Origin of the sequence: Micrococcus luteus (assembly GCF_014138885.1) — a bacterium.
Lineage (GTDB): Bacteria > Actinomycetota > Actinomycetes > Actinomycetales > Micrococcaceae > Micrococcus > Micrococcus luteus.
Genome location: NZ_JACJIK010000001.1, coordinates 735,429 through 760,518, shown reverse-complemented (window position 1 = coordinate 760,518; position 25,090 = coordinate 735,429). Strand labels below are relative to the sequence as shown.

The following is a 25,090-nucleotide window of genomic DNA, read 5'->3' as shown; positions in this document are numbered from 1 at the left end:
GCCCCGCCCGGCCCGGTGACCACGACGGCGCCGCACCCTCCCCGCGAGTGGTGCGGCGCCGTCGTCGCGCATGGGCGAGAATGGCCGTCATGAGTGTTCACCGTGAGATCCCCCTGGACTTCGACGGCGTGCTGGCGGACGAGGGCAACGGTTCCGTGGTGCGCCGCTCCGTGCTGCCCGGCGGCGTCCGCGTGCTCACCGAGGCCATGCCGGACCAGCGCTCGGTGACCATCGGCTACTGGGTGGCCGTCGGGTCCCGTGACGAGTCGCCCGAGGGCTACGGCGCCACGCACTTCCTCGAGCACCTGCTCTTCAAGGGCACTCCCACGCGCACCGCGATGGACATCGCGGCCGCCTTCGACCGCGTGGGCGGGGAGTCCAACGCCGGCACGGCCAAGGAGTCCACCGTCTACCACGCCCGCGTGCTGGACGAGGACCTGCCGATGGCCGTGGAGGTCCTCACGGACATGCTCACCTCCTCCCTGATCGACCCGGACGAGCTCGAGACCGAGCGCGGCGTGATCCTCGAGGAGCTCGCCATGGACGCGGACGACCCCGTGGACGTGGCCCACGAGAAGCTCGCCGAGGTCATGCTGGACGGCCACCCCCTCGGCCGGCCGATCGGCGGCACGCCCGAGACGATCCGGGCCGTCACCCGCGACCATGTGGTGGGGCACTACACGCACTGGTACCGCCCGGACGAGCTCGTCGTCACCGCCGCCGGCCACCTCGACCACGACGAGGTCTGCCGCCTCGTCCTCGCCGCCCTGCGCGCCTCGGGCTGGGAGCTCACCCAGGGGGCCCTGCCCGCCCCGCGTCGTGCCGTGGACACCGCCGGGGCCGCGGCCTCGCGGGTGCGGACCGGCACGCACACCGTCACCAAGGCGGTCGAGCAGGCCAACGTCCTCGTCGGCGGCCGCTCGCTGTCCACCACGGACCCGGACCGCTTCGCCCTGGGCGTCATGCAGTCCGTCCTGGGCGGGGGCATGTCCTCGCGGCTGTTCCAGGAGATCCGCGAGCGCCGCGGCCTGGCCTACAACACCTACTCGTTCTCCGCCGGGTACTCCGACGCCGGCTACTGGGGCCTGTACGCGGGCTGCCAGCCGGACCGGGTGGACGAGGTGGCCGCGCTGATGGAGGCCGAGCTGGACCGGATGGCCGAGGCCGACGTCACCGGGGAGGAGCTCGCGCGCGCCCACGGGCAGATCTGCGGCGGCACCGTGCTGGGCATGGAGTCCACGGGCGCCCGCATGTCCCGGCTGGGACGGGCCGAGCTGGTCACGGGGGAGTACGTGGACCTGGCGGCCTCCCTCGCCCGGGTCCGCGAGGTCGACGCCGGCCAGGTCCGGGCCGTGGCCGCGCGCCTGGCCGCGGGGGACCGGGCGCGCGTCGTCGTCGCCCCGGCCTGACCTCGGCCACGGCCGCCGGGGCGGGCCGCGTAGGCTGGAGGCCATGACCGAGACCCGCACCCCCTCCGCCGTGTCCGCTCCCGACGACGTCCCGCGCGTCGCGATCCTGGGCGCCCGTGGCCGCATGGGCCGCCACGCGGTGCCCGCGGTGCGAGCGGCCGAGGGGCTGGAGCTCGTGGCCGAGCTCGGCTCGCAGGACCGCCTGGACGCGGTGCTCGACGCCGGCGCCACGCACGTCCTGGACCTCACGGTGCCGGACGCCTCGCCCGAGAACGTGGCCTTCGCCGTGGAGCATGGGCTGCACACGGTCGTGGGCACGTCGGGCTGGGTGCCCGAGCGCCGCGAGCGCCTCGAGGCGCAGTTGGCGGAGCACCCGGGGGTGGGCGTGCTGATCGCCCCGAACTTCTCGGTCGGCTCGGTGCTGGCCTCGGCGTTCGCCGCGCAGGCGGCGCGGTACTTCGAGTCCGTCGAGCTCGTCGAGCTGCACCATCCGGACAAGGTGGACGCCCCGTCGGGCACGGCCGTGCGGACCGCCGAGCTCATCGGCGCGGCCCGGGACGCGGCCGGCGTGCCCGTCTCCCCGGACGCCACCGAGCACGACCCGGACGGCGCGCGCGGTGCCGTCGTCCACGGCGTGCATGTGCACGCGGTGCGCCTGCGTGGCCTGGAGGCGCACCAGGAGGTGCTGCTGGGCGGGCCGGGCGAGCAGCTCGTGGTCCGGCACGACGCGTTCGACCGCGGCGCCTACATGCCCGGCGTCGTCCTCGGCCTGCGGACCGTGGCCTCCCGCCCGGGTCTGACCTACGGACTGGACGGATACCTGGACCTTGGCTGAGCCCTCCCGCACTCCCGACGACGGCGCCGTGGGCCCGACCGCGCACGCCGCCCGTGCCCGCCGCTCGACCGTGATGAGCAAGGTGTGGGTCGGCTTCGTCTGCCTGCTCGTGCTGCTGTTCGCCGGGTTCGCCCTCAACGCGTCCGTCGCGCTGGTGCGCGCCCCGCAGCCGCTGGCCAAGGCGATCGGCGTGGGCGTCATCCTCGTGGTGCTGGTGACCGTGGCCGTCCTGGCCCGCGAGGTGTGGTTCGGCCGCCAGACCGAACGCCTGGCCGACCAGCTCGAGGCCGAGGGCGGACTGCCGGAGGACGACCTGCCGCGCTCGCCGGGCGGCCGGATCGACCGGGAGGCCGCCGACGCCCAGTTCGAGCTGTACCGCGTGGAGGCCGAGGCCGCACCGCGCGACTGGCGCGCCCGCTACCGCCTCGCCCTGGCCTACGACGCCTCGGGCGACCGCCGCCGCGCCCGCGAGGCGGCCCGGGAGGCCGTCCGCCTGCACCGCGCCGGCTGACGCGGCCCACGCCTCGCTCAGCGCCCTGCGACGGCCCGTTCCCCACCCGCCCGGGAGAGCCGGGCCATCACGGCTTCGAGCGGACCCCGTCGGCCGCTGAGCTCGGCGGCCAGCCCGGCCGCGAGGCTCAGCACGACGAGGGCGGCGAGCAGCGCCCCGTCGGCCGGGTCGAGTCCGGTCGCGTCCACGAGCGCGAGCACCACGAGGTGCCCCACGTAGAGCGTGAGCGGGATGCGCCCCGCACCCACGAGCGGGCGCAGCGCGGCGTGCCCGACCAGCGGCCGGGCCAGCAGGCAGGCGCCCAGCACGGCGCAGGCCCAGCCCGCCGCGAGCACGGCGGCCACCACGGACCCGGAGTGCGGGGTCGGCAGGGCGAGCCACAGCGGATCCGGGATCAGCAGCGCGAGCCGCGGCTCGCCCGTGCGCAGCGTGAGCGCCGTCTCGGCCGGGTCCGTGCCGATCGCCGCGGCGACCCGCCCGACCGTGCCCGGAGCCCGCAGCACCGCCGCACCGACGACGCCGGCCGCCGCCCACGCCGCGGCCCCGCCGCCGAGGATCCCGGCGGCCACGCGGGGCCGGTCCAGCGGCAGCCGCCCCAGGGCCAGCCCCAGCACGAGGAACGCGCCCCAGGACAGGACGGGGTAGTAGCCCGTGAGCGTCAGATCGGCCAGCAGCAGCCCGGGACGCAGCAGGTCCGCGGGGCCGGGGGAGAGCCAGAGCCGCCCGCCCAGGAAGAACTCCTGGCGCCCCACGGCGGCCTGCGCGGCCGCGACCACCGCGAACACCAGCACCGGCCCGAGCACGAGCCACGCCCCCGCGATCAGGCCCAGGGCGCGGGCGCGCAGGCCCAGCAGGGGCAGCGCGAGCAGGAAGAGCAGGGCGTAGTGGCACAGGATGACGGCCACGGGGACGCCGAGCGTCCCGCACGCGAGCCCGAGTACGAACAGCAGGCCCGCGCGTCGGGCGATCCGGCGGCGCAGCGCCGCGCGCCGGACCCCCGTGGCCGGCGTCGCGCCCCCCGTGGACAGGGCCAGCCCGACGCCGGCCAGCAGGACGAACAGCACCGAGGCGCGTCCGGCGAACCACAGGAACGCCGGGTGCGGCGCCCCGTCCGCCGTCGCCGGGTCGACGACGTGGACGGTGATCATGCCGAGCAGGGCGATCCCGCGGGCCGCGTCGACGCCGGGCAGCCGGCGACGTGCGGGCCGGTCCGGGCGGACGGCGGCGGGGGGCGGGGCGGGACGCAGGGCGGGCTCCTCTCGGGTCGCCGCGCGTCGCGGAGGGGCCACGGACGGCGCGGGCCCCCAGTCTCGCAGGTAGGGTGGGGCCCATGAGTGCCGTCCGTCCCGCCGTCATCCCCTCCGAGCTGCTCTTCGGCACGGTCGTGCCCGCCATGGTCACCCCCATGACGGACGAGGGCGCCGTGGACCTCGAGGTGGCCGCCGCGCTGGCCGAGCACCTGGTGGACCGCGGGGCCGACGGCCTCGTGGTCACCGGCACCACCGGCGAGACCTCCACGCTCACGGACGACGAGAACGTGGCGATGTTCCGCACCGTCGTCGAGGCCGTGGGGGACCGCGCCAGGGTCGTGGCCGGCACCGGCACCAACGACACGGCGCACACCCTCGAGCTGTCCCGCCGCGCGGCCGAGACGGGCGTGGACGGGCTGCTGCTCGTCACCCCGTACTACAACAAGCCCAACCAGGCCGGCATCCGCGCGCACTTCGAGGCCGTGGCCGACGGCGTGGACCTGCCGATCATGCTCTACGACATCCCGGGCCGCTCCGTGATGCCGATCGAGCCCGAGACGATCATCGCGCTCGCGCAGCACCCCAACATCCGTGCGCTCAAGGACGCGAAGGGGGACCTGCAGTCCACCACCACCGTCCTGGCGCACACAGACCTCGACCTCTACTCCGGCGACGACGGTGCGACCCTGCCGCTCATGGCGCTCGGCGCCGTCGGGGTCGTCTCGGTGGCCGCGCACGCGGCCCCCGAGCTGTACCGCCAGCTCGTGGACGCCGTCCACGCCGGCGACCTGGCCGGTGCCCGTGATCACCACTTCGCGCTGGACCCCGTCCAGCGCGGCATCATGACCCACGTCCAGGGCGCGGTGGCCGCGAAGGCCGTCCTCGCCGCCCAGGGCGTCATCCCGTCCGCAGCCGTGCGGCTGCCCCTCGTCCAGGCCACGCCGGACGAGCTCTCCGTCATCCGAGCCGACCTCGCGGAGGCCGGCATCACCTTCTAGAAGGGACCCGTTCCATGACCGCAGGCACCCGCCTGTCCACCCCGCCCAAGCTCAAGCGGGGCACCTGCCGCATCGTCCAGCTGGGCGGCCTCGAGGAGGTCGGCCGCAACATGGTCACCTTCGAGATCGACGGCAAGATCCTCATCGTCGACTGCGGCGTCCTCTTCCCCGAGGAGCACCAGCCCGGCGTCGACCTGATCCTGCCGGACTTCGACTACATCCGGGACCGCGTGGACGACGTCGTCGGCATCGTCCTGACCCACGGCCACGAGGACCACATCGGCGCCGTGCCGTACCTGCTGCGCCTGCGCGACGACATCCCCGTGATCGGCTCCAAGCTGACCCTCGCCCTGATCGAGGCCAAGCTCGAGGAGCACCGGATCAAGCCGCGCACCCGCGTGGTCAAGGAAGACGACATCGTCGAGTTCGGCCCGTTCGAGTGCGAGTTCGTGGCCGTGAACCACTCGATCCCGGACGCGCTCGCCGTCGCCATCCACACGGACGCCGGCACCATCCTGCACACCGGCGACTTCAAGATGGACCAGCTGCCGCTCGACGGCCGCATCACGGACCTGCGCGCCTTCGCCCGTCTCGGCGAGGAGGGCGTGGACCTGTTCATGACCGACTCCACGAACGCCGAGGTCCCGGGGTTCACCACCACGGAGGCGGAGATCGGCCCCACCCTCGAGCGCTACTTCGCCACGGCGAAGCGCCGCATCGTGGTGGCCTCGTTCTCCTCCCACGTGCACCGCGTCCAGCAGGTCCTCGACGCCGCCCACAAGCACGGTCGCAAGGTGGCCTTCGGCGGGCGCTCCATGATCCGCAACATGACCATCGCGGCGAAGCTCGGCTACCTCAACGTGCCGAACGGGATCCTCGTGGACATCCGCAAGGTGGACAAGTACCGAGACGACGAGATCGTGCTCATGGTCACCGGCTCCCAGGGCGAGCCGATGGCGGCCCTGTCCCGCATGGCCAACGGGGACCACCAGGTGCAGCTGGAGGAGGGCGACCTCGTCGTGCTGGCCTCCTCCCTGATCCCGGGCAACGAGAACTCCGTGTTCCGCGTGATCAACGGGCTCATGAAGCTCGGCGCGACCGTGGTGCACAAGGGCATGGCCAAGGTGCACGTCTCCGGCCACGCCTCCGAGGGCGAGCTGCTGTACTGCTACAACATCGTCGAGCCCGAGTTCGTGATGCCGGTGCACGGCGAGACCCGCCACCTGATCGCCAACGGCCGGATCGCGGAGAAGACCGGCGTGCCGGCCGAGAACGTCATCCTGGCCGGCAACGGCACCGTGGTGGACATGACCGACGGCCTCGTGAAGGTCGTCGGCGAGGTGGAGTGCGGCTACGTGTACGTGGACGGCTCCTCCGTGGGTGAGATCTCCGACTCGGACCTCAAGGACCGCCGTGTCCTGGGCGAGGAGGGCTTCATCTCGATCATCACCGTGGTCAACCGGCAGACGGGCACGATCGTGTCCGGTCCGGACGTCCACGCCCGCGGCGTCGCCGAGGACGAGAAGGTGTTCGAGGAGATCAAGCCGAAGATCGTCCGGGCGCTCGAGGAGGCCGTGCAGTCCAGCAAGGACCACACCGCCCACCAGCTCCAGCAGGTGGTCCGCCGGACCGTCGGCACGTGGGTCAACCGCAAGCTGCGCCGGCGCCCGATGATCATCCCGGTGGTCCTGGAGGCCTGACCCCTCCGGGTCGCCATGCCTGCCGTGTCCGCGGTTCGCGGTAGTTTGGTGGGCATGGCGACCCGTACTTCCCCCACGCGTTCGTCGTCCTCCTCCTCCGCCACGTCCCGCTCCGGCTCCGCCGGACGCCGAGGCTCCGGACGGAAGGGGTCGACCGCGACCGTCCCCGAGGCCGACCGGCCCGCCGCGCCCCTGCGCGCCCTGCACACCCTGTGGATGGGGTTGGCCACACCGGTCGGCGCGGGCTTCCGCAAGCTCGGCCCGGACGTGCGCATCGACCGCGAGGAACGCCGTGACGGCACCGGCCTGGTCCTGCTGCTGCTCGCCGCGCTGATCGCGGCCGTGGAGTGGTGGGGCCTGCGCGGCACCGCCGTCGGCCGCGTGGTGCACGGGGTGGTGGGCGGCACCGTCGGGTGGTTCGCCCTCCTGGTGCCGATCGCCCTGCTCGTCGTGGCCGTGCGCTGCTTCCGCCACGCCACGGACCATCGCGCCAACGGACGCATCATCATCGGCCTGCTCATGGCCACCGTCGCGGGCTCCGGCATCGCCCACCTCGTGGGCGGCGTGCCCTCGGCCGCCGACGCCTTCGAGGACATGCTCGGCGCCGGGGGCATGGTCGGCTACCTCGCGACGGCGCCGTTGGCCTCCCTGCTGACACCCGTGCCCGTCTGGGTCCTCATGATCCTGCTGGCTTTCTTCTCGGTGCTCGTGCTCACCGCGACGCCCGTCGGCTCGATCCCGCAGCGGATCGCGGGCGGCTACGACTGGCTCACGGGCCAGGACCCCGAGGGTGCCTCCGAGCAGCGGGCCGCCCGCCGTGCCGAGCGGCGCCGGGCCCGGGAGGAGCGCCGCGAGGCCGAGGACCTCGCCACCCCGCTCTCCGTGGATGCGGAGACCGGGCGCACCCACCCGGACCACGACCAGTCCTACCTGGACGGCCCGGCCGCCGGCGCCCACGCCGCCGGGGCCTCCCGCCCCGGCCTGTTCGCGCGCCTGTTCGGCGGGCGCCGGGCACGCGAGGAGCAGGCCGCCGACGCCGCCCCGGAGCACACCGCCAGCACCGCCTACGACTCCCCGGTGATCCACGAGGCCGAGGCCGGCTCCCACGCCGCCCCCGAGGCGGAGACCACCCAGGTCCTGCCCCGGCCCGCCCCCCGGCGAGCCGCTCGCGGGGAGCAGGGCGTGTTCGACGCCGAGCAGGCCGCCGCGGACGCGCGGGACGCGGGCCGGGACGCCTCGGACGACTTCGACCCGTGGGTGGACGAGGACGACGCGCCCGAGGACGCGGACGCCGAGCCGCAGCCGCCCGCCGGAGTGCGCCGGCCCACGGCCGCGGACCGTGCCCTCGAGCAGGTCCGCGAGCATGCCCGCGCCCAGCGCGAGTCCGCCGCCCCGGCCGCCGCGCGCCAGGAGGGGGACGCGGGGGAGGACACCCCGTTCGCCCTGGACGACGCCCCGGGTCAGGGCTCCGGGGCCGCCGCGCCGTCGTCGTCCTCCGCCGTGCCCGCCAGCACCCCCGCGCCGGTGCCGCCGGTGACCGCCGAGCCGGCCCGCGGCACCCAGTCCGAGCTGGGCGGGGACGTGTCCTACACGCTGCCGCAGTCGGCCCTGCTCCCGGCCGGGCCCCAGCCGAAGGAGCGCTCCGAGGCCAACGACCGGGTCGTCGCCGCGCTGACCACCACGTTCACCGAGTTCAAGGTGGACGCCCAGGTCACCGGGTTCTCCCGCGGGCCGACGGTGACGCGCTACGAGGTCGAGGTCGCCCCCGGCACCAAGGTGGAGAAGGTGACGGCGCTGGAGAAGAACATCGCGTACGCGGTGGCCTCCTCGGACGTGCGGATCCTCAGCCCCATCCCGGGCAAGCGCGCGATCGGCATCGAGATCCCCAACACGGACAAGGAGGTCGTGGCCCTCGGCGACGTCCTGCGCTCGCAGGCCGCCCAGCGCACCGACCACCCGATGGTGATGGGCGTCGGCAAGGACGTGGAGGGCGGCTACGTGGTGGCCAACCTCGCGAAGATGCCCCACATGCTCGTGGCGGGCGCCACCGGCGCCGGCAAGTCCTCGTTCGTGAATTCGATGATCACCTCGATCCTCATGCGCTCCACCCCGGACGAGGTGCGCATGGTGATGGTGGACCCCAAGCGCGTCGAGCTCACCGCGTACGAGGGCGTGCCCCACCTGGTCACCCCGATCATCACGAGCCCGAAGAAGGCGGCCGAGGCGCTGCAGTGGGTCGTCAAGGAGATGGACACCCGCTACGACGACCTCGCGGCGTTCGGCTACAAGCACGTGGACGACTTCAACAAGGCCGTCCGGGCCGGCCAGGTGAAGCTGCCGCCGGACTCCAAGCGCGTGCTGCGCCCGTACCCGTACCTGCTGGTCATCGTGGATGAGCTCGCGGACCTGATGATGGTCGCCCCGCGCGACGTCGAGGACGCGATCGTGCGCATCACCCAGCTGGCCCGTGCGGCCGGCATCCACCTCGTGCTCGCCACGCAGCGGCCGTCCGTGGACGTGGTCACGGGCCTGATCAAGGCCAACGTGCCCTCGCGCATGGCGTTCGCGACGTCGTCGGTCACGGACTCGCGCGTGGTCCTGGACCAGCCCGGCGCGGAGAAGCTGCTCGGCCAGGGCGACGCCCTGTTCCTGCCGATGGGCAAGTCCAAGCCCATGCGCGTGCAGGGGGCGTGGGTCAACGAGTCCGAGATCCACGCCGTCGTGGAGCACGTGAAGTCGCAGATGCAGGTCCAGTACCGCGAGGACGTGATCCCCGAGAAGACCGAGAAGGTCATCGACGAGGACATCGGCGACGATCTGGACCTGCTCCTGCAGGCCGTCGAACTCGTGGTCACCACGCAGTTCGGCTCCACGTCCATGCTGCAGCGCAAGCTGCGGGTGGGCTTCGCGAAGGCCGGCCGCCTCATGGACCTCATGGAGTCCCGCGGCGTCGTGGGCCCCTCCGAGGGCTCCAAGGCCCGCGACGTGCTGGTCAAGCCCGACGACCTCGCGGACGTGCTCGCCACCATCTCCGGAGACACCCCGCCCTCGGCCGGAACCGGTGACGACGCCGCCTCGGCGTCGTCCGCTCCGCGCGACCTGGTGCAGGAGGACCTGGACTCGCGCCCGGCCGCCGTGGACTGGAACGATGAGGACGACGACGAGGGATCGGAGGACGCGTGGCAGCTGACGGGCAGATGAGCACGGCGGGCGGGGCGCAGCACGTGTCCGCCTGGAACCTGCCGAACATCCTGACCTCGGTGCGCATCCTGATGGTGCCCTTCTTCGCCTGGGCGCTGTGGGCCGGCGGGCCGTGGGGCGGCGACTCGCTCCTCGCCCGCTGGCTCGCGCTGGCGCTGTTCGCGGCGGCCATGTACACCGACAAGCTCGACGGGGACATCGCCCGCGCCCGCGGGTTGATCACCGACTTCGGCAAGATCGCGGACCCCATCGCGGACAAGCTGCTCACGGGCACGGCCCTCGTGCTGTTCTCCCTGCTGGGCGAGCTGTGGTGGTGGGTGACCATCGTGATCCTGGTGCGTGAATGGGGCATCACCCTGATGCGCTTCGTGGTGATCCGCTACGGCGTGATGCCGGCCGGCCGCGGCGGCAAGCTCAAGACCGTGCTGCAGACCGTGGGCATCGGCCTGCTGCTCCTGCCCCTGGCTCCGCTCGTGGGCGGCTGGTGGCCGTGGGCCGGCTGGGTGGTCATCGGGGCCGCCACCGTGCTGACGGTGCTGACCGGTCTGGAGTACGTCAAGGACGCGTGGATCCTGCGGCGGGACGCCCTCGCCGCCCAGCGGGGGGCCTGAGGCGATGACCATGGCGGCGGCCCGGGACGTGGTGCACGCGCTCGCGGACGCGGGCCTCACGGTGGCGACGGGGGAGTCCCTCACCGCCGGTCTGGTGGCCGCGCGCCTGGCCGACGTCCCCGGGGCGTCGGCCGTGCTGCACGGCGGCGTGGTGGCCTACCAGAACGCCGTGAAGACCGGCCTGCTGGGTGTGCCGGAGGACCTGCTCGCGCGGGTCGGGGCGGTGGATGCGGACGTGGCCCGACGGATGGCCCTCGGCGCCCGGGCGGCCCTGGGCGCCGACGTCGGTGTGGCCACCACGGGCGTCGCCGGGCCCGAGCCGCACCAGGGCCAGCCGGTGGGCACCGTGTGGCTCGGCCTGGCCGTGCCCGACGCGGACGCGAGCGCGCTGGACGTGCTCGGCGGCGAGCGCGACGGCGCGGCCACCGCGATCCTCCTCCGGCTCGACGGCGACCGGGCCGCGATCCGGGAGGCCACCGTCGCCGCGGCGCTGCAGGCCCTGACGCACCTGCTCGCCGGCCCCGGCCACTGAGGCTGCACGGGGGCGCCGACCGACCCGACTCGGCGCCCCGTCCCTGGTGCCGGCCCAACCCGGTGCGTAGGTTCGGCGCGATGGAGACCGCATCGCCTCCCACCCCGCCCGAGCATGCACCGCAGGACGGCGACGACGCCCCGGGCCCCCGCGTCATCGGCCTCGTGGCCGACCCGGGCACCCCGTGGGCCCTCGTGCGCCGCATCGCCGGGGACGTCGAGGACCGGCTCGACGAACGCCTGCCGCAGCCCGGCGGCTGGCGGGTCGAGACACGGCAGGAGTCGCTGCCGGTCGGTGCGACCGGGGGCATGGTCCTGGAGGAGCCGGTCCGCTCACTCGCGGACGGGCAGGGATGGGACACGGTGGTCGCCGTCGTCGACCTGCCCCGGTTCGACGACCGGCGCGGCGTGGTGGCGGACGTCGTGCCGCAGCTGCGGGTCGGCGTCGTGTGCGTCCCGGCGCTGGGGGTCATCACCCCGGCCCGCCGGCTGCGGGAGACGGTGCTGCGGATCGTCGAGCACATCGACACCGCCCCGCACGTGGACCCGCCGGACGGGGAGCTGGACGTGCAGTCCTCCGACGAGTCCGGCGAGGTGGAGGAGGACGGCGGCCGGTCCCCGGCGGACGAGCCTCCCGAGCCCGACACGGCCGCGCTGCGGGGCATCGCCCCGCTGGGCGACGTCGACGCGGACGTGACCACGACCACCGGGATGGGCGGCGGGTCCCGGCGCACGTCCACGGTGTACGTGAAGGGCTGGACGGGCACGCTGCGTCTGCTGGCCGGGATGGTGATGGCCAACCGGCCGCTGCTCATGCCGCGGGACATGACGTTCACGATCGCCTCGGCCAGCGCGGCCGGTGCCTACGGTGTGTTCTTCGGCTCCATCTGGGTGCTCTCCAGCGTGATGTCTCCGGGGCGGCTCGCGGCGGTCAGCGTGCTGTCCGTGGTGTTGCTGGTGGCGTGGCTGGTCACCACGAACGGTCTGTGGACGCACGGTGCGGCCCACCGGCACAGCTCGCGGCTGGACAACCTCTCCACCGTGCTCACCGTGGGCCTGGCCTGCACCGTCGTCTACGTGCTGCTCTTCGTGACGCTGCTGCTGGTCGCGCTCATGATCATCCCCGTGGAGTATCTGGGGGAGGAGCTCGAGCAGCCCAGCGGTGTGGGCGACTACGTCCGGCTCGTGTGGCTGGCGGCGTCGATGGGCACGATGGCCGGGGCCGTCGGATCGAGCCTGGACGACTCCGAGCGCATCCGGAACGCCACGTACTCCCTGCGGGAACGGCATCGGCGCTCGGAGCGGCACGAGGGCGACGGGGCCGCGGAGGGCCCGACGGCGGGGGAGGCGGTGTCTCGGGAATGAACGCGACCCCGCCCGACGTTGAATGTAACGAGTCAAGAAGAGTGCCTCGCGGGATCAGGCCCGCGGTCCGGCGCCCTTCAGGAAAAGTCCAGGAGCAGGCGATAGACATGATGCGACATCCCGTCCATTCCCACGGAATCACGCGCTGGGTCGATGACCAGCCCCGTCCCCGCGCGGCCGCCCCCGACATCAAGGAGCGCAGCATGCCCCTCCTCCGCCACGAGATCGGCGACGTCCTGCGCGACGTCCGGCAGCTCCAGGGCCGCACCCTGCGCGAGGTCTCGCACGACGCCCGTGTCTCGCTCGGCTACCTGTCGGAGGTGGAGCGCGGCCAGAAGGAGGCCTCCTCCGAGCTGCTGGCCTCGATCTGCCAGGCGCTGGACATCCCGCTGTCCTACCTGCTGCGGGAGGTCTCGGACCGGCTCGTGGAGCAGGAGGGCATGGTCGTCCCGGACACCCTGCCGGACGACCTCACGGACCCCAGCCTGGGCTCGCTGGCCGGCCGCTGACCCCGCCACACCCACGGCGCGGGCGCCCCGTCTCGGGGCGCCCGCGCCGTCTGCGTCCCCGTCTCTGACCCCGCGACCGACCACAGAGAGGACCGCCCGTGCGCGAGAGCGAGTTCCGCCGACTGATGGACGAGGAGTTCGGCCCCGCCCGGGCCGGCCTCGTGGCCGACTCCCTGCACCTGCCCGGCCTGGACACCACCGCGACGGCGGCGCTCGCCGCCGGCGTGGACCCGCGGCGGGTCTGGCTGGCGGTCTGCGACCTGCATGAGATCCCCCAGGAGCGGCGTCTCGGTCGGGACGTGCCGCCGAAACGCTGACGCCGCGAGGCGCTGGCGGGGCACTGCCCCTGTTCGAACACGTGTTCGAAGAATGCGGTAGAGTCCTGCACAGCAGTGCGACGGGGTGATCTCGTGCACAGGCGGGGCCGGCCACGCTTATCGTGTCCGCCGCCCCCCGTAGATTCACGGACATGACCGAGGCGGGCGCTCCAGCGTCCGCGGCAGCACCACCAGAGCTAGGGGTGAAGGATGAGCAAGGTGACGGATCGCGAGAAGGCCCTCGAGGCCGCTCTCGCCCAGATCGACAAGCAGTTCGGCAAGGGTTCCGTCATGCGGCTGGGGGACCAGACCCAGGCACCCGTCGAGGTCATCCCCACGGGCTCGGTGGCCATGGACGTGGCCCTGGGCATCGGCGGCCTGCCGCGCGGCCGCGTGGTGGAGATCTACGGCCCGGAGTCCTCGGGCAAGACCACCCTGGCCCTGCACGCGGTGGCCAACGCGCAGCGCAACGGCGGCATCGCGGCCTTCATCGACGCGGAGCACGCCCTGGACCCGGTCTACGCCCGCCAGCTCGGGGTGGACACGGACGCCCTGCTGGTCAGCCAGCCGGACACCGGCGAGCAGGCCCTGGAGATCATGGACATGCTCGTCTCCTCGGGCACCCTGGACATCGTCGTCATCGACTCCGTGGCCGCGCTGACCCCGCGCGCCGAGATCGAGGGCGAGATGGGCGACTCCCACGTCGGCCTGCAGGCCCGCCTCATGTCCCAGGCGCTGCGCAAGGTGACCGGCCGCCTGCACCAGACCAAGACCACGGCCATCTTCATCAACCAGCTGCGCGAGAAGATCGGCGTGTTCTTCGGCTCCCCGGAGACCACCACGGGCGGCAAGGCGCTCAAGTTCTATGCGTCCGTGCGCATCGACGTCCGCCGCATCGAGACCCTCAAGGAGGCCGGCAACCCCGTCGGCAACCGCACCCGCGTGAAGATCGTCAAGAACAAGATGGCCCCGCCCTTCAAACAGGCCGAGTTCGACATCCTCTACGGGGTCGGCATCTCCCGCGAGGGCGGCCTGATCGACATGGGTGTCGAGGAGGGCATCGTCAAGAAGTCCGGCGCGTGGTTCACCTATGACGGGGACCAGCTCGGGCAGGGCAAGGAGAACGCCCGTCGCTTCCTCAAGGACAACCCGGACCTCGCCAACGAGATCGAGGAGCGCATCCTCACGAAGCTCGGCATCGGCGTGGCCCCGGAGGCCGAGGACGACGAGGCCCCGGCCCTGACCGCGGTTCCGGGGGACACCGCGGCCGGATGACCCGATCGCGCAGGAACGTCGGAGGCGGGGCCGCCCACCGGTCGGAGACGACCGACCGGAGCGGCTCCGCCTCCGGTGCGTCCGCGTTCGACGACGCCCGGGACTCGGACGTGGGCCGAATGTGGCTCGACCTGGCCGGCGCACCGGAGCCGACGTCGTCCGACGCGGACGCCTCGGATGCCGCGCGGGACGCCGTGCCCGCGCGCGACGCCGGAACCCCCGCGGGGGACGGCTCGGATCCCGCCCCCGGCGCGGCACCGGATCTCGGGGCCCTGCTGACTCGCGCGAGCGATCTGCCCAGTCCCGCGCCCGGCGCCGGGCCCCGTGCGCTGCCCTGGTCCGGGCGCGAGGACACCCGGGCGGACATCGAGCGCCGGGGCCGGAAGCGGGCCACCACGCCCCCGCGGCGTGGCCGTCCTCGCGACGAGGGACGCCCGGCCGTGGATCCCCGCCCCGCCGTCGAGACCGACCGCCCCCGACGTCGCCCCGGCCCGGCGCCCCTGCCCACCGCACCGCGTGAGCGCGAGGAGGCCGCACGCGAGGTCGTCCTGCGCCAGCTCGCCCTGGGCCCCCGCTCCCGCGGCCAGCTCGAACGCAAGCTCGCCGAGCGCCAGGCCGAGCCCGAGCTGATCGAGCGCGTCCTCGACCGCTTCGAGGAGGTGCGCCTCGTGGATGACGCCGCCTTCGCCGAGGTCTGGGTCCGCAGCCGTCACCGAAGCAAGGGCCTGGCGCGCCGTGCCCTCGGGCACGAGCTCCAGCAGAAGGGCGTGGACCGGGAGATCGCCGCCGAGGCGCTCGAGGCCATCGACGGCGAGGACGAACGGGCCGCCGCCCTCGACCTCGTGCGCCGACGGCTGCGGGGCCGCACCGTCCCCGGCGGTGCCTCGCCGGAGGCCCGGGCCGAGCGGGACAAGGTGACCCGCCGCCTCGTCGGCATGCTGGGACGCAAGGGCTACGGCGGCGGCCTCGCGTTCGCCGTCGTGAAGGAGGTCCTCGCCGAGCACGAGGAGTGAGCGGACCCGGGCCGCGCCCGGAGTTCCTAGAATGGTGCGGTGACTCTGACGGACCCCACCCCCCGCACCACCCCGCTCGCGCAGGACGGCGCCGCCGCGCGCCCGCACGAGGGCCTGACCTATGAGGTCCGCACCTTCGGCTGCCAGATGAACGTGCACGACTCCGAGCGCATCTCCGGCCTGCTCGAGTCCACCGGCTACGCCCCGGTCGCCGAGGACGCCCAGGCCGACCTCGTGGTCTTCAACACGTGCGCGGTCCGCGAGAACGCGGACAACCGCCTGTACGGCAACCTCGGCAACCTGCGTGCGGTGAAGGACGCGCACCCGGGCATGCAGATCGCCGTCGGCGGGTGCCTCGCCCAGAAGGACCAGGCCGCCATCCAGCGCAGGGCCCCGTGGGTGGACGTCGTCTTCGGCACCCACAACATCGGCTCCCTGCCCGTGCTGCTGGAGCGCTCGCGCCACAACGCCGAGGCCGAGATCGAGATCCTCGAGTCGCTCGAGGTGTTCCCCTCCACCCTGCCCACCAAGCGCGACTCCACCCACTCCGGCTGGGTGTCCATCTCCGTGGGCTGCAACAACACGTGCACGTTCTGCATCGTCCCGTCGCTGCGCGGCAAGGAGAAGGACCGCCGCCCCGGGGAGATCCTCGCCGAGGTGCAGGCGCTCGTCGACGCCGGCGCCGTCGAGGTCACGCTGCTGGGCCAGAACGTGAACACCTACGGCGTCGAGTTCGGCGACCGCGGCGCGTTCGCCAAGCTGCTGCGCGCGTGCGGGGAGATCGAGGGCCTCGAACGCGTCCGCTTCACCAGCCCCCACCCGGCCGCGTTCACGGACGACGTCATCGACGCGATGGCCGAGACCCCCAACGTCATGCCGCAGCTGCACATGCCCCTGCAGTCGGGCTCGGACAAGGTGCTCAAGGACATGCGCCGCTCCTACCGGTCCGCGAAGTTCCTGCGGATCCTGGAGAAGGTGCGCGAGCGCATCCCGCACGCCGCCATCACCACGGACATCATCGTCGGCTTCCCCGGGGAGACCGAGGAGGACTTCGCCGAGACGATGCGCGTGGTCGAGGCCTCCCGCTTCTCCTCCGCGTTCACCTTCCAGTACTCCATCCGCCCCGGGACCCCCGCCGGGGAGATGGACCACCAGGTGCCCAAGGCCGTCGTCCAGGAGCGCTTCGAGCGCCTCGTGGCCCTGCAGGACCGGATCTCGGCCGAGGAGATGGCCACGCTCGTCGGCACCCGCCAGGAGCTGCTCGTCACCGCCGACTCCGGCTCCAAGGCCGCGGAGCGCGGCCGCCTGTCCGGGCGCGCACCCGACAACCGGCTCGTGCACTTCTCCGTGCCCGCCGGCGCCGAGACCCCCCGCCCCGGCGACTTCGTCACCGTGACGGTCACCGAGGCCCACCCGTTCTTCGCCGTCGCCGACCCGACCGCCCAGGACTACGTCCTGCGCCGCTCCCGGGCCGGCGACGCGTGGGACCGCGCCCAGGCCGAGTCGTGCGGCGCGCCGGCCCCCGGCACGGCGGGCGGCTCCGGTGCCACGAGCCTCGGCATGCCGACCCTGCGCCCGCGGTCCTGATGTCCGCCGTCGCGGCCCGGCCGCCCGTCGTCGCCGTCGTCGGGGCGACGGCGACGGGCAAGTCCGCCCTCGCCGTCGCCCTGGCGCACGCGCTGGACGGCGAGGTGGTCAACGGGGACGCCCTGCAGTTCTACCGGGGGATGGACGTGGGCACGGCGAAGGTCACCCCGGCTGAACGCGAGGGCGTCCCGCACCATCTGCTGGACGTGCTCGACGTCGGCCAGGAGGCCTCGGTGGCGGCCTTCCAGTCCGCGGCCCGCGACCTGTTCGACCAGATCCGCGCGCGGGGTCGGACCCCGATCCTCGTGGGCGGCTCCGGGCTGTACGTGCGGGCGGCGCTGGACGTGCTCGAATTCCCACCCACGGACCCGGCGCTGCGGACCGAGCTGGAGGCGCGCGCGCAGCGGGAGGGCCTGGCCGGGCTGAGGGCCGAGCTGGCCGCCCTGGACCCGGTCTCGGCGGAGCGGCTGCAGGACGCCCGCCGCATCGTGCGCGCGCTGGAGGTGTGCCGGCTGACGGGCCGTCCGTTCTCCGCGTTCATGCCGGAGCGCACGTACGCCCCGGAGGTCGCCCCCGTGGTGCAGCTCGGCCTGCGCCTGGACCGGTCCGAGCTGCACCAGCGGATCGCGGCCCGGGTGGAGCGCATGCTGGCCGAGGGTCTGCTGGACGAGGTCCGCCGCCTCGACGTCCCCGGGCCGGACGGGCTGCGGCAGGGACCGACCGCGTCCCGCGCGATCGGCTACGCCCAGATGCTCGCCGTCCTCGACGGCGAGCTCACCGAGGCGGAGGCGGCCGAGCAGACCGTCGTGGCCACGCGCCGGTTCGCCCGACGCCAGGAGACCTGGTTCCGGGCCGACCCACGCGTCGTCTGGCTCGACGCGCAGGGCGAGGACATCGTGGCGGAGGCGCTCGCCGTCGTCGCCGGGGACGCCACCTAGACTGGGCCCATGACCGAGCAGCCCGCGGCGCCCGCCGCCCAGGACCCCCTCCACGCGAGCGCGCCGCGCGTGCCGTTCACGAAGGGCCATGGCACGGGCAACGACTTCGTGCTGATCGCCGACCCGGACGGCAACACGCAGCTCGACGCCCAGCGCGTCGCACGGCTGGCTGACCGGCACCGGGGGATCGGCGCCGACGGCGTCATCCGCGCCGTGCGGTCCGCGCGTCTGCCGGAGGGTGAGGCGCTGCTCGCCGAGCACCCCGAGGCCGAGTGGTTCATGGACTACCGCAACGGCGACGGCTCGATCGCCGAGATGTGCGGCAACGGGGTGCGCGTCTTCGTGCACTTCCTGGTCGAGAAGGGCCTCGTGGACCTGGCCCCCGGCCGGGCGATCACCATCGGCACGCGCGCCGGTGTGAAGGCCGTGACCCGGCTCGAGCACGGCTACGCGATCGACATGGGCCCCTGGTCGTACCTCGACCCCGAGCTGGCGGAGGAGGCGGCGTCGGACTCGATGGTCCTCGCCCACGGCCTCACCGATCCGCGTCCGGCGCTGAGCATCTCGATGGGCAACCCCCACACCGTGGTCCCGCTGGCCTCCTTCGCCGACCTGCAGGGGCTGGACCTGGGCCGCGCCCCCGAGGTGGACCCCGCCCCGCCGCACGGGACGAACGTCGAGTTCGTGGCCGCGCACGAGCCGCTCGTGCGCGAGAGCGTCGGCCGCGTGCGGATGCGCGTGCACGAGCGCGGGGTGGGCGAGACCCAGTCCTGCGGGACGGGCGCGTGCGCGGCGGCTGTGGCGATGCGCGCATGGTCGGGCGACCAGGGCTCGGACTCGTGGCTCGTCGAGGTGCCCGGCGGCGTGCTGGCCGTGGATGTCGTGCCGGGCCCGGAGGGGGCCGAGCACGTGGTCCTCTCCGGCCCGGCCGAGCTGGTCTTCGACGGCGAACTCACCGCCTGACCGCTTTCGTTCGGGAAACGGCGGGCCACGAACCGCTGTCGTTCGGGAAACGGCGCCTCAGCGCGCCCGCGCCACCCGCAGGATCCGGAAGCCCTTGACGCTGTCCGCCCGCTCCGCGGTGAACCGGCTGGGCGCGCGCTCCTCGAGCATCCGGCCGATCCACGGCAGCAGCGAGTCCGCGCCGAGGTTCTTCTGCACCACCAGCCAGGCCTCGCCGCCGGGGGCCAGTCGTGGCAGCCACCGCTCCAGCAGGGCGTGCAGCGCCGGCTTGCCGATCCGGATGGGCGGGTTGGACCAGATGAGGTCGAACTCCGCGCCCTCGGGGACGTCCTCCGGCCGCAGTGCCACGACATTGCCGAGGCCCAGCGCCGCGGCGTTGTCGCGGGTCAGCTGCAGGGAGCGGTCGTTGACCTCGACGGCGGTCACCTCCGCCTCGGGCGACCGCAGCGCCAGCGTGAGGGCGACCGGCCCCCAGCCCGCGCCGACGTCGAGGAACCGGCCCCTCGCCGGCGGCGCGGGCACGGCCGAGAACAGGGCCGCGGTGCCCTTGTCCAGACCGTCCGGGGAGAAGATCCCGTTGGCCGTCTGGACCTCGACGTCGCGGCCGGCCAGGCGTGTCCGCACGGTGCGGCGCCGCTCGGGTGCGGAGGGGTCGGCGTCGAAGTAGTGGGATGCGGGGCTCACGGCGACCATGGTAGCCAGCGGGTCGCCGCGGCCCTCAGCCCGACGGCGGCCCGGCCAGGTCCGAGAGGATCGCGCGCACGGCGTCGCGCCCGGCGCGGTTGGCCCCGACCGTGGACTGGGAGGGGCCGTAGCCGAGGAGGAACAGGCGCGGCTCGTCCAGGGCGCGCGCGCCCGCCACGCGGATGCCGCCGGCGGGCGTGCGCAGCCGCAGGGGAGCGAGGTGCCGGATCGCCGGCCGGAAGCCGGTGGCCCAGAGGATCACGTCCGCCGGTTCGAACGAGCCGTCGGGCATCCGCACCCCGTCCGGCTCGACGGCCGTGAACATGGGGTGGCGCACCAGCACGCCTCGTGTCTCGGCCTCGCGCACCCAGGATGAGCGGTGCATCCCGGTCGCCCCGACCACGGAGCCCGGCGGCAGGCCCGCACGGGTCCGTTCGTCCACCCCGCGCACCGACTCGGCCAGGGCACCGGGCGCGGCCGAGTCCTGCCACCGCGGCTCGCGGCGGGTCACCCACAGGGTGTCCGCGACCGTGGAGATCTCGGCCAGCAGCTGCGTCGCCGAGACGCCCATGCCCACGATCACCACCCGCTGCCCGGCAAACTCGTCCTTGGACAGGTAGTCGTGGGTGTGCAGCTGCCGGCCGCGGAACGAGCGCATCCCGGGCACCGAGGGCCACCGCGGGGACGTCCAGGTGCCGGTCGCGTTGACCACGAAGTCCGCCCGCCACGTGCCCGGCCCCCCGTCCGTGCGGACGAGGAGCCCGCGCGCACGTCCCGGCGCGCCGATCCGCTCGACGCGCCTCACGCGCACGGGCCGCCGGATCGGCAGGGCGAACCGCGCCTCGTAGTCGGCGAAGTAGGCCGGCAGCAGGGCGTTGGCGCGCGCGGCCGGGTCGGCCGGCGGCACCGGGTCGCCGGGCAGTTCGTGGATGTGGTTGACGGTGGCCATCGTGAGCGAGTCCCAGCGGTGCTGCCACGCCCCGCCCGGGGCGGTCTCCGCGTCGAGCACCACGAACGTGCCGGGGGCGTCCTCGGGGACGCCGGCGGCGCCGTCGTCGTTCGGACCCAGCCCCACGAAGCCGCGGCGGCGCAGGTGGTAGGCGGCGGACAAGCCCGCCTGGCCCGCGCCGATCACGACGACGGTCGCCCGGCCCGTCCGGCCGGGCTGCGGCGGGGCAGGGGAGGGGGACACGGTCATGCCCGCAGGATACGTGCGCGTCGTCAGCGGACCGGGCGCCGGGGCCCCTGTCGCCCACACGCGCCGCCCGGTACACTCGACGCCCATGTGGATCTTCCTGCACTGACGCCCCCGCGTCACTGCCCGCCCCCGCCCCCTCGCGCGCCCGCCTCGGATGAGGCCGTCGAGCGCGCCCCGGCACCTGATGGAGATCCCACCATGGACGATGTGGTCCGCCCCTGCACGCCCGCCGACGAGACCTCGTGGCTGCGGTGCCGCGTGCTCACCTTCCTCCCGCGAACGGAGCCGCCGCGAGATCGTCGCAGCGCGGCGCCGACCCCTGCCCACACGGCCGTGCGCGTCACCCGCCACGTCCGCCCCCTGCGGACAGCCGCCTAACGCGTCCGCGCACCCCTCTACCCTGAGAGCATCGGGCCACCCGACCGCGGCGGCCCAGAGGAGACCATGACTGAGAAGAACCAGCACACCCCCGGCCCCCAGGGCGCCCACGGCTCCGAGGACGAGATCCAGGCCGTGATCGACCGCATCCTGGCCGCCGATGACGCTCGCCGCGCCTCCGAGCGCGAGGCGACCGGGCACGGCTCCGCGGACGGCGCCGCCGCCGAGCACCGGGACGCCCCCGACGCCGGCGCCCCGTACCGCTCCGGCGCGCTCGCGGGCCGCGCACTCGCCCTGGACGAGGGCGAGGACGGGCACACCGACGCCGACGGTGACCAGGACGAGCTCGCCGCGCGCCACTCCCTCAAGCGCGTGCAGGGTCTGTCCACCGAGCTCGAGGACATGACCGAGGTCGAGTACCGCCAGCTGCGCCTGGAGCGCGTGGTGCTGGCGGGCGTCTGGACCGAGGGCTCCGCGGAGGATGCGGAGAACTCCCTGCGGGAGCTCGCCGCGCTCGCCGAGACCGCGGGCTCGGAGGTGCTCGACGGCGTCATCCAGCGCCGCGCCACCCCGGACCCGGCCACGTTCCTCGGCAAGGGCAAGGCGCAGGAGCTCGCCGAGATCGTGGCGCTCTCCGGTGCGGACACCGTGGTGGTGGACTCCGAGCTCGCCCCGTCTCAGCGTCGCGCGCTGGAGGACGTGGTGCGGGTGAAGGTGATCGACCGGACCGCGCTGATCCTGGACATCTTCGCCCAGCACGCGAGCTCGCGTGAGGGCCGCGCCCAGGTCGAGCTCGCGCAGCTCGAGTACCTGCTGCCGCGCCTGCGCGGCTGGGGCGAGTCCATGTCCCGGCAGGCCGGCGGCCGTGCCGCCGCCGGCGAGGGCATCGGCTCCCGTGGACCCGGTGAGACCAAGATCGAGCTGGACCGCCGCCGCATCCGCACCCGCATGGCGAAGCTGCGCCGGGACATCGCCGGGATGAAGCCGGCCCGGGAGGCCAAGCGCGCCAACCGTCGTCGCAACCGGGTGCCGTCCGTGGCGATCGCCGGGTACACCAACGCCGGGAAGTCGTCCCTGCTCAACCGCCTCACCCACGCCGGGGTGCTCGTGGAGAACGCCCTGTTCGCCACGCTGGACCCCACCGTGCGCAAGGCCATGACGCCGGACGGCATCGGCTACACCCTCTCGGACACGGTCGGCTTCGTGCGGAACCTGCCCACGCAGCTGGTCGAGGCGTTCCGCTCCACCCTCGAGGAGGTCGCGGACGCGGACGTCATCCTGCACGTCGTGGACGGCTCGCACCCGGACCCCGAGGGCCAGATCGCCGCGGTGCGCTCCGTGTTCGCGGAGGTGCACGCGCACCGGATCCCCGAGATCATCGTGCTGAACAAGGCGGACGCCGCGGACCCGGCCGTCATCGCCCGGATCCGGGCCAAGGAGCCCCACGCCGTGGTGGTCTCGGCGCGCACCGGCGAGGGCATCGACGAGCTCGAGCGCGCCATCGCGGCCACCATCCCGCGGCCGGACGTGCGGCTCGAACTGCTGATCCCGTTCACCCGGGGTGAGCTGGTCTCCCGCCTCCACTCGGCGGACGCGGAGATCCTGGCCGAGGGCTACGAGGAGGGCGGCACCCGCCTGTCCGTGCTGGTCCGTGAGGACATCGCGCCGGACTTCGCCGAGTTCGTCGTGGAGGCGGACGCGTTGTGAGCGGCGGGGCGGAGGAAGTCGGGGCAGGCGGCGCGCAGCCCCGCACGGAGCACGAGCGCGAGGCACTGCGCCTGCTGGACGCCGCGGTGCAGGCCACCGGCGGCCAGCACCGCGCGGGCCAGCGGGAGATGGTGCTGCAGGTGGCGCGCGCCCTCGAGTCGCGCCGCCACCTGCTCGTGCAGGCCGGCACCGGCACCGGCAAGTCCCTGGCCTACCTGATCCCCGCGATCCAGCACGCGATGACGCAGGAGGACCCCGTCGTCGTCGCCACGGCCACGCTCGCCCTGCAGGCCCAGATCATGAAGCGGGACGCCCCCCGGCTGGTCGAGGCGCTCAAGGACGAGCTGCCTCGCGAGCCCGTCGTCGCCCTGGTCAAGGGCCGCTCCAACTACCTCTGTCGCCACAAGGTGGACGGCGGCTACCCCGGGGATGAGGGCGAGGAGGCCCTCTTCACGGTCGCCGACGACGGCGGGGTGATCGGCTCCGCCACGGACGGCGCCGCCGGGCCCTCCTCCCTGTTGGGCAAGGAGGTCATGTACCTGCGGGCGTGGGCGGACCAGACCGAGACCGGGGACCGCGACGACCTCGAGGTCCCCGTCACCGACCGCGCGTGGCGGCAGGTCTCCGTCACCGCGGTCGACTGCCTCGGCGCGTCCCGCTGCCCCCAGGCCGAGGAGTGCTTCTCCGAGCGTGCCCGCGCGGACGCGGCGGACGCGGACGTCGTGGTCACCAACCACGCGATGCTCGCCATCAGCGCCTTCGAGGGCCTCGCGGTGCTGCCGGCGTACTCGGCCGTCGTCGTGGACGAGGCCCACGAGCTGCAGGACCGGGTGACCGGTGCGGTCACCGGGCAGCTGTCCGGGTCGATCGTGCACGGCGCGGCCACCTCGCTGCGCCGCCACACCACCGTGGCCGTGGAGGACCTGATCGAGGCCGGGGCGGCCCTGGACCGCGCGTTCACGGACACTCCGTCCGGTCTGATCGCCGCGGGCCCGGACGAGGTCCAGGAGCAGGCCCTCACCGGCGTCCTCACGGCCGCGCGCCAGTGCCTGTCCGACCTCGGCCAGGACAAGGACAAGGAGGCCGACGCCGACGGCGGACGGCAGATGGCGCGCTCGCGGATCCTCGAGGTCCTCGAGGTGGTGGAGCGCATGCTCGCGGCCCGGCCCGAGGCCGACTTCCCCGAGGTGCTGTGGGCCACCCGCCCCGGCCACTTCGAGCCCGGCGTGGGCTGGCAGCCGGGGGACGAGACCGACCCGCCCCAGCTCTACGTGGCCCCGCTCTCGGTGGCCGGCAAGCTGCGGGAGGGCCTGTTCGGCAAGGCGACGACGGTGCTCACCTCCGCCACGCTCACCGTGGGCTCGGGGGAGCGCCGGTTCGACTCGGTGGCCGGCGACGTGGGCCTGGCCGGCCCGGACGCCCCGAAGTTCGAGGCCCTCGACGTCGGCAGCCCCTTCGACTACCCGCGTCAGGGGGTGCTCTACGTGGCCCGGCACCTGCCCCGGCCCGGCCGGACGGCCTCGCCCGAGTCCCTGGATGAGCTCGAGGCGCTCCTGAGGGCGTCGCGGGGCGGGGCCCTCGGCCTGTTCTCCTCGCGCCGGGCGGCCGAGGACGCCGCCGCCGAGATGCGCCGTCGGCTCGGGCCGAAGACCACGATCCTGTGCCAGGGGGACGCGACCCTCTCCGCCCTCGTGCGCCAGTTCTCCGAGGAGCCGGACACGTCCCTGTTCGGGACCATGAGCCTGTGGCAGGGCGTGGACGTGCCGGGGAACTCGCTGCGGCTCGTGGTGATCGACCGCATCCCGTTCCCGCGGCCGGACGACCCGCTCTCCCAGGCCCGCACCCGGGACGTCGCCCGGCACGGCGGCAACGGGTTCATGCGGATCTCCGCCACGCATGCGGCCGTGCGCATGGCCCAGGGCGCCGGGCGCCTCGTGCGCTCCGTGACGGACCGCGGCGTGGTGGCCGTGCTGGACCCCCGCCTGGCCACCGAGCGGTACGGCGGCTACATCACGAGCGCCCTGCCGGACTTCTGGCGCACCACGGACCGCGACGTCGTCCGCGGGGTGCTGGCACGGCTCGCCTCGGGCGATTGACCTCGCTCGGCCTC

Annotated in this window: 21 protein-coding genes; 18 read left to right on the top strand and 3 right to left on the bottom strand. The window is 74.2% G+C overall.

Annotated elements, in window-relative coordinates; all coding sequences use genetic code 11:
* The first annotated feature begins 80 nt into the window (after nucleotides 1-80).
* The 3 genes from HDA34_RS03425 to HDA34_RS03415 are packed head-to-tail and all read left to right on the top strand — an operon-like array spanning nucleotide 81 to nucleotide 2,755.
* A complete protein-coding gene (locus tag HDA34_RS03425; RefSeq protein ID WP_036315003.1) occupies nucleotides 81-1,409 on the top strand; it encodes a M16 family metallopeptidase in 1,329 nt (442 codons plus the stop codon).
* A 43-nt stretch (nucleotides 1,410-1,452) separates the two neighbouring features.
* Nucleotides 1,453-2,244: a 4-hydroxy-tetrahydrodipicolinate reductase gene (gene dapB / locus HDA34_RS03420; RefSeq protein ID WP_002855289.1), complete on the top strand. Its 792-nt coding sequence runs from the start codon at nucleotides 1,453-1,455 to the stop codon at nucleotides 2,242-2,244.
* Nucleotides 2,237-2,755 carry a hypothetical protein gene (locus tag HDA34_RS03415; protein ID WP_041104248.1) on the top strand — a complete coding sequence of 173 codons (519 nt, stop codon included), beginning with the start codon at nucleotides 2,237-2,239 and terminating at the stop codon, nucleotides 2,753-2,755. Before dapB ends, HDA34_RS03415 begins: the two co-directional genes overlap by 8 nt.
* Nucleotides 2,756-2,772: 17 nt before the next feature.
* Here the strand turns inward: HDA34_RS03415 and HDA34_RS03410 are convergent, their stop codons facing one another.
* A complete protein-coding gene (locus HDA34_RS03410; protein WP_134376964.1) occupies nucleotides 2,773-4,044 on the bottom strand; it encodes a heparan-alpha-glucosaminide N-acetyltransferase domain-containing protein in 1,272 nt (423 codons plus the stop codon).
* Nucleotides 4,045-4,085: 41 nt separating this feature from the next.
* Here HDA34_RS03410 and dapA point away from each other — a divergent pair, with 41 nt between their 5' ends.
* From dapA to dapF, 13 genes are all read left to right on the top strand, one after another.
* Entirely contained in the window at nucleotides 4,086-5,003 is a 918-nt protein-coding gene (dapA, locus tag HDA34_RS03405; RefSeq protein WP_134376963.1) for a 4-hydroxy-tetrahydrodipicolinate synthase, read from the top strand.
* Nucleotides 5,004-5,017: 14 nt separating this feature from the next.
* Nucleotides 5,018-6,703, top strand: coding sequence for a ribonuclease J (locus HDA34_RS03400; RefSeq protein ID WP_002856517.1), 1,686 nt, complete (start codon nucleotides 5,018-5,020; stop codon nucleotides 6,701-6,703).
* A 54-nt stretch (nucleotides 6,704-6,757) separates the two neighbouring features.
* Nucleotides 6,758-9,904 (top strand): FtsK/SpoIIIE family DNA translocase, encoded by a 3,147-nt coding sequence (locus HDA34_RS03395; RefSeq protein WP_134376962.1) that lies wholly within the window; start codon nucleotides 6,758-6,760, stop codon nucleotides 9,902-9,904.
* Nucleotides 9,901-10,515 (top strand): CDP-alcohol phosphatidyltransferase family protein, encoded by a 615-nt coding sequence (locus HDA34_RS03390; protein WP_041104255.1) that lies wholly within the window; start codon nucleotides 9,901-9,903, stop codon nucleotides 10,513-10,515. The genes HDA34_RS03395 and HDA34_RS03390 overlap by 4 nt, the downstream gene beginning before the upstream one ends.
* A gap of 10 nt (nucleotides 10,516-10,525) precedes the next feature.
* On the top strand, nucleotides 10,526-11,047 hold the full coding sequence (locus HDA34_RS03385) for a CinA family protein (protein WP_095353821.1): 522 nt from the start codon (nucleotides 10,526-10,528) through the stop codon (nucleotides 11,045-11,047).
* 80 nt (nucleotides 11,048-11,127) lie between these two features.
* Entirely contained in the window at nucleotides 11,128-12,411 is a 1,284-nt protein-coding gene (locus HDA34_RS03380) for a hypothetical protein (protein ID WP_134376961.1), read from the top strand.
* A gap of 107 nt (nucleotides 12,412-12,518) precedes the next feature.
* On the top strand, nucleotides 12,519-12,920 hold the full coding sequence (locus tag HDA34_RS03375) for a helix-turn-helix domain-containing protein (RefSeq protein ID WP_036315027.1): 402 nt from the start codon (nucleotides 12,519-12,521) through the stop codon (nucleotides 12,918-12,920).
* Between the two features lie 98 nt (nucleotides 12,921-13,018).
* The gene (locus HDA34_RS03370; RefSeq protein ID WP_002856506.1) at nucleotides 13,019-13,237 is read left to right on the top strand and encodes a DUF3046 domain-containing protein; all 219 of its coding nucleotides are present in this window, start codon (nucleotides 13,019-13,021) and stop codon (nucleotides 13,235-13,237) included.
* Nucleotides 13,238-13,447: 210 nt separating this feature from the next.
* A complete protein-coding gene (gene recA / locus HDA34_RS03365; RefSeq protein ID WP_041104259.1) occupies nucleotides 13,448-14,512 on the top strand; it encodes a recombinase RecA in 1,065 nt (354 codons plus the stop codon).
* Nucleotides 14,509-15,525 carry a regulatory protein RecX gene (locus HDA34_RS03360; RefSeq protein ID WP_134376960.1) on the top strand — a complete coding sequence of 339 codons (1,017 nt, stop codon included), beginning with the start codon at nucleotides 14,509-14,511 and terminating at the stop codon, nucleotides 15,523-15,525. Before recA ends, HDA34_RS03360 begins: the two co-directional genes overlap by 4 nt.
* 39 nt (nucleotides 15,526-15,564) lie before the next feature.
* Nucleotides 15,565-17,112: a tRNA (N6-isopentenyl adenosine(37)-C2)-methylthiotransferase MiaB gene (gene miaB / locus HDA34_RS03355; protein WP_020628159.1), complete on the top strand. Its 1,548-nt coding sequence runs from the start codon at nucleotides 15,565-15,567 to the stop codon at nucleotides 17,110-17,112.
* Nucleotides 17,112-18,050, top strand: a complete 939-nt coding sequence (gene miaA, locus HDA34_RS03350; RefSeq protein ID WP_095695801.1) for a tRNA (adenosine(37)-N6)-dimethylallyltransferase MiaA — start codon at nucleotides 17,112-17,114, stop codon at nucleotides 18,048-18,050. The genes miaB and miaA overlap by 1 nt, the downstream gene beginning before the upstream one ends.
* Nucleotides 18,051-18,059: 9 nt before the next feature.
* Nucleotides 18,060-19,013, top strand: a complete 954-nt coding sequence (dapF, locus tag HDA34_RS03345; RefSeq protein ID WP_102708365.1) for a diaminopimelate epimerase — start codon at nucleotides 18,060-18,062, stop codon at nucleotides 19,011-19,013.
* Nucleotides 19,014-19,070: 57 nt separating this feature from the next.
* Here dapF and HDA34_RS03340 read toward each other — a convergent pair whose 3' ends face one another.
* Nucleotides 19,071-19,706, bottom strand: coding sequence for a class I SAM-dependent methyltransferase (locus tag HDA34_RS03340; RefSeq protein WP_134376959.1), 636 nt, complete (start codon nucleotides 19,704-19,706; stop codon nucleotides 19,071-19,073).
* 25 nt (nucleotides 19,707-19,731) lie between these two features.
* Complete coding sequence (locus HDA34_RS03335) at nucleotides 19,732-20,895, bottom strand: NAD(P)-binding domain-containing protein (protein ID WP_134376958.1); 1,164 nt, start codon at nucleotides 20,893-20,895, stop codon at nucleotides 19,732-19,734.
* A gap of 444 nt (nucleotides 20,896-21,339) precedes the next feature.
* Between HDA34_RS03335 and hflX the strand changes: the two genes are divergently transcribed.
* Both hflX and HDA34_RS03325 read left to right on the top strand, forming a co-directional pair.
* Nucleotides 21,340-22,980, top strand: a complete 1,641-nt coding sequence (gene hflX / locus HDA34_RS03330; protein WP_134376956.1) for a GTPase HflX — start codon at nucleotides 21,340-21,342, stop codon at nucleotides 22,978-22,980.
* Nucleotides 22,977-25,076, top strand: a complete 2,100-nt coding sequence (locus HDA34_RS03325) for an ATP-dependent DNA helicase (RefSeq protein WP_036383346.1) — start codon at nucleotides 22,977-22,979, stop codon at nucleotides 25,074-25,076. The genes hflX and HDA34_RS03325 overlap by 4 nt, the downstream gene beginning before the upstream one ends.
* The last annotated feature ends 14 nt before the right edge of the window (nucleotides 25,077-25,090 follow it).

What these genes read in the sequence shown, in the direction of transcription:
- HDA34_RS03360 (WP_134376960.1), top strand. Translation starts at nt 14,509, where the DNA reads ATGACCCGATCGCGCAGGAACGTCGGAGGCGGGGCCGCCCACCGGTCG.
- dapA (WP_134376963.1), top strand. Translation starts at nt 4,086, where the DNA reads ATGAGTGCCGTCCGTCCCGCCGTCATCCCCTCCGAGCTGCTCTTCGGC.
- hflX (WP_134376956.1), top strand. Translation starts at nt 21,340, where the DNA reads ATGACTGAGAAGAACCAGCACACCCCCGGCCCCCAGGGCGCCCACGGC.
- HDA34_RS03380 (WP_134376961.1), top strand. Translation starts at nt 11,128, where the DNA reads ATGGAGACCGCATCGCCTCCCACCCCGCCCGAGCATGCACCGCAGGAC.
- HDA34_RS03400 (WP_002856517.1), top strand. Translation starts at nt 5,018, where the DNA reads ATGACCGCAGGCACCCGCCTGTCCACCCCGCCCAAGCTCAAGCGGGGC.
- dapB (WP_002855289.1), top strand. Translation starts at nt 1,453, where the DNA reads ATGACCGAGACCCGCACCCCCTCCGCCGTGTCCGCTCCCGACGACGTC.
- miaA (WP_095695801.1), top strand. Translation starts at nt 17,112, where the DNA reads ATGTCCGCCGTCGCGGCCCGGCCGCCCGTCGTCGCCGTCGTCGGGGCG.
- HDA34_RS03425 (WP_036315003.1), top strand. Translation starts at nt 81, where the DNA reads ATGGCCGTCATGAGTGTTCACCGTGAGATCCCCCTGGACTTCGACGGC.
- HDA34_RS03395 (WP_134376962.1), top strand. Translation starts at nt 6,758, where the DNA reads ATGGCGACCCGTACTTCCCCCACGCGTTCGTCGTCCTCCTCCTCCGCC.
- dapF (WP_102708365.1), top strand. Translation starts at nt 18,060, where the DNA reads ATGACCGAGCAGCCCGCGGCGCCCGCCGCCCAGGACCCCCTCCACGCG.
- recA (WP_041104259.1), top strand. Translation starts at nt 13,448, where the DNA reads ATGAGCAAGGTGACGGATCGCGAGAAGGCCCTCGAGGCCGCTCTCGCC.
- HDA34_RS03335 (WP_134376958.1), bottom strand. Translation starts at nt 20,895, where the DNA reads ATGACCGTGTCCCCCTCCCCTGCCCCGCCGCAGCCCGGCCGGACGGGC.
- HDA34_RS03340 (WP_134376959.1), bottom strand. Translation starts at nt 19,706, where the DNA reads ATGGTCGCCGTGAGCCCCGCATCCCACTACTTCGACGCCGACCCCTCC.
- HDA34_RS03375 (WP_036315027.1), top strand. Translation starts at nt 12,519, where the DNA reads ATGATGCGACATCCCGTCCATTCCCACGGAATCACGCGCTGGGTCGAT.
- HDA34_RS03390 (WP_041104255.1), top strand. Translation starts at nt 9,901, where the DNA reads ATGAGCACGGCGGGCGGGGCGCAGCACGTGTCCGCCTGGAACCTGCCG.
- HDA34_RS03385 (WP_095353821.1), top strand. Translation starts at nt 10,526, where the DNA reads ATGGCGGCGGCCCGGGACGTGGTGCACGCGCTCGCGGACGCGGGCCTC.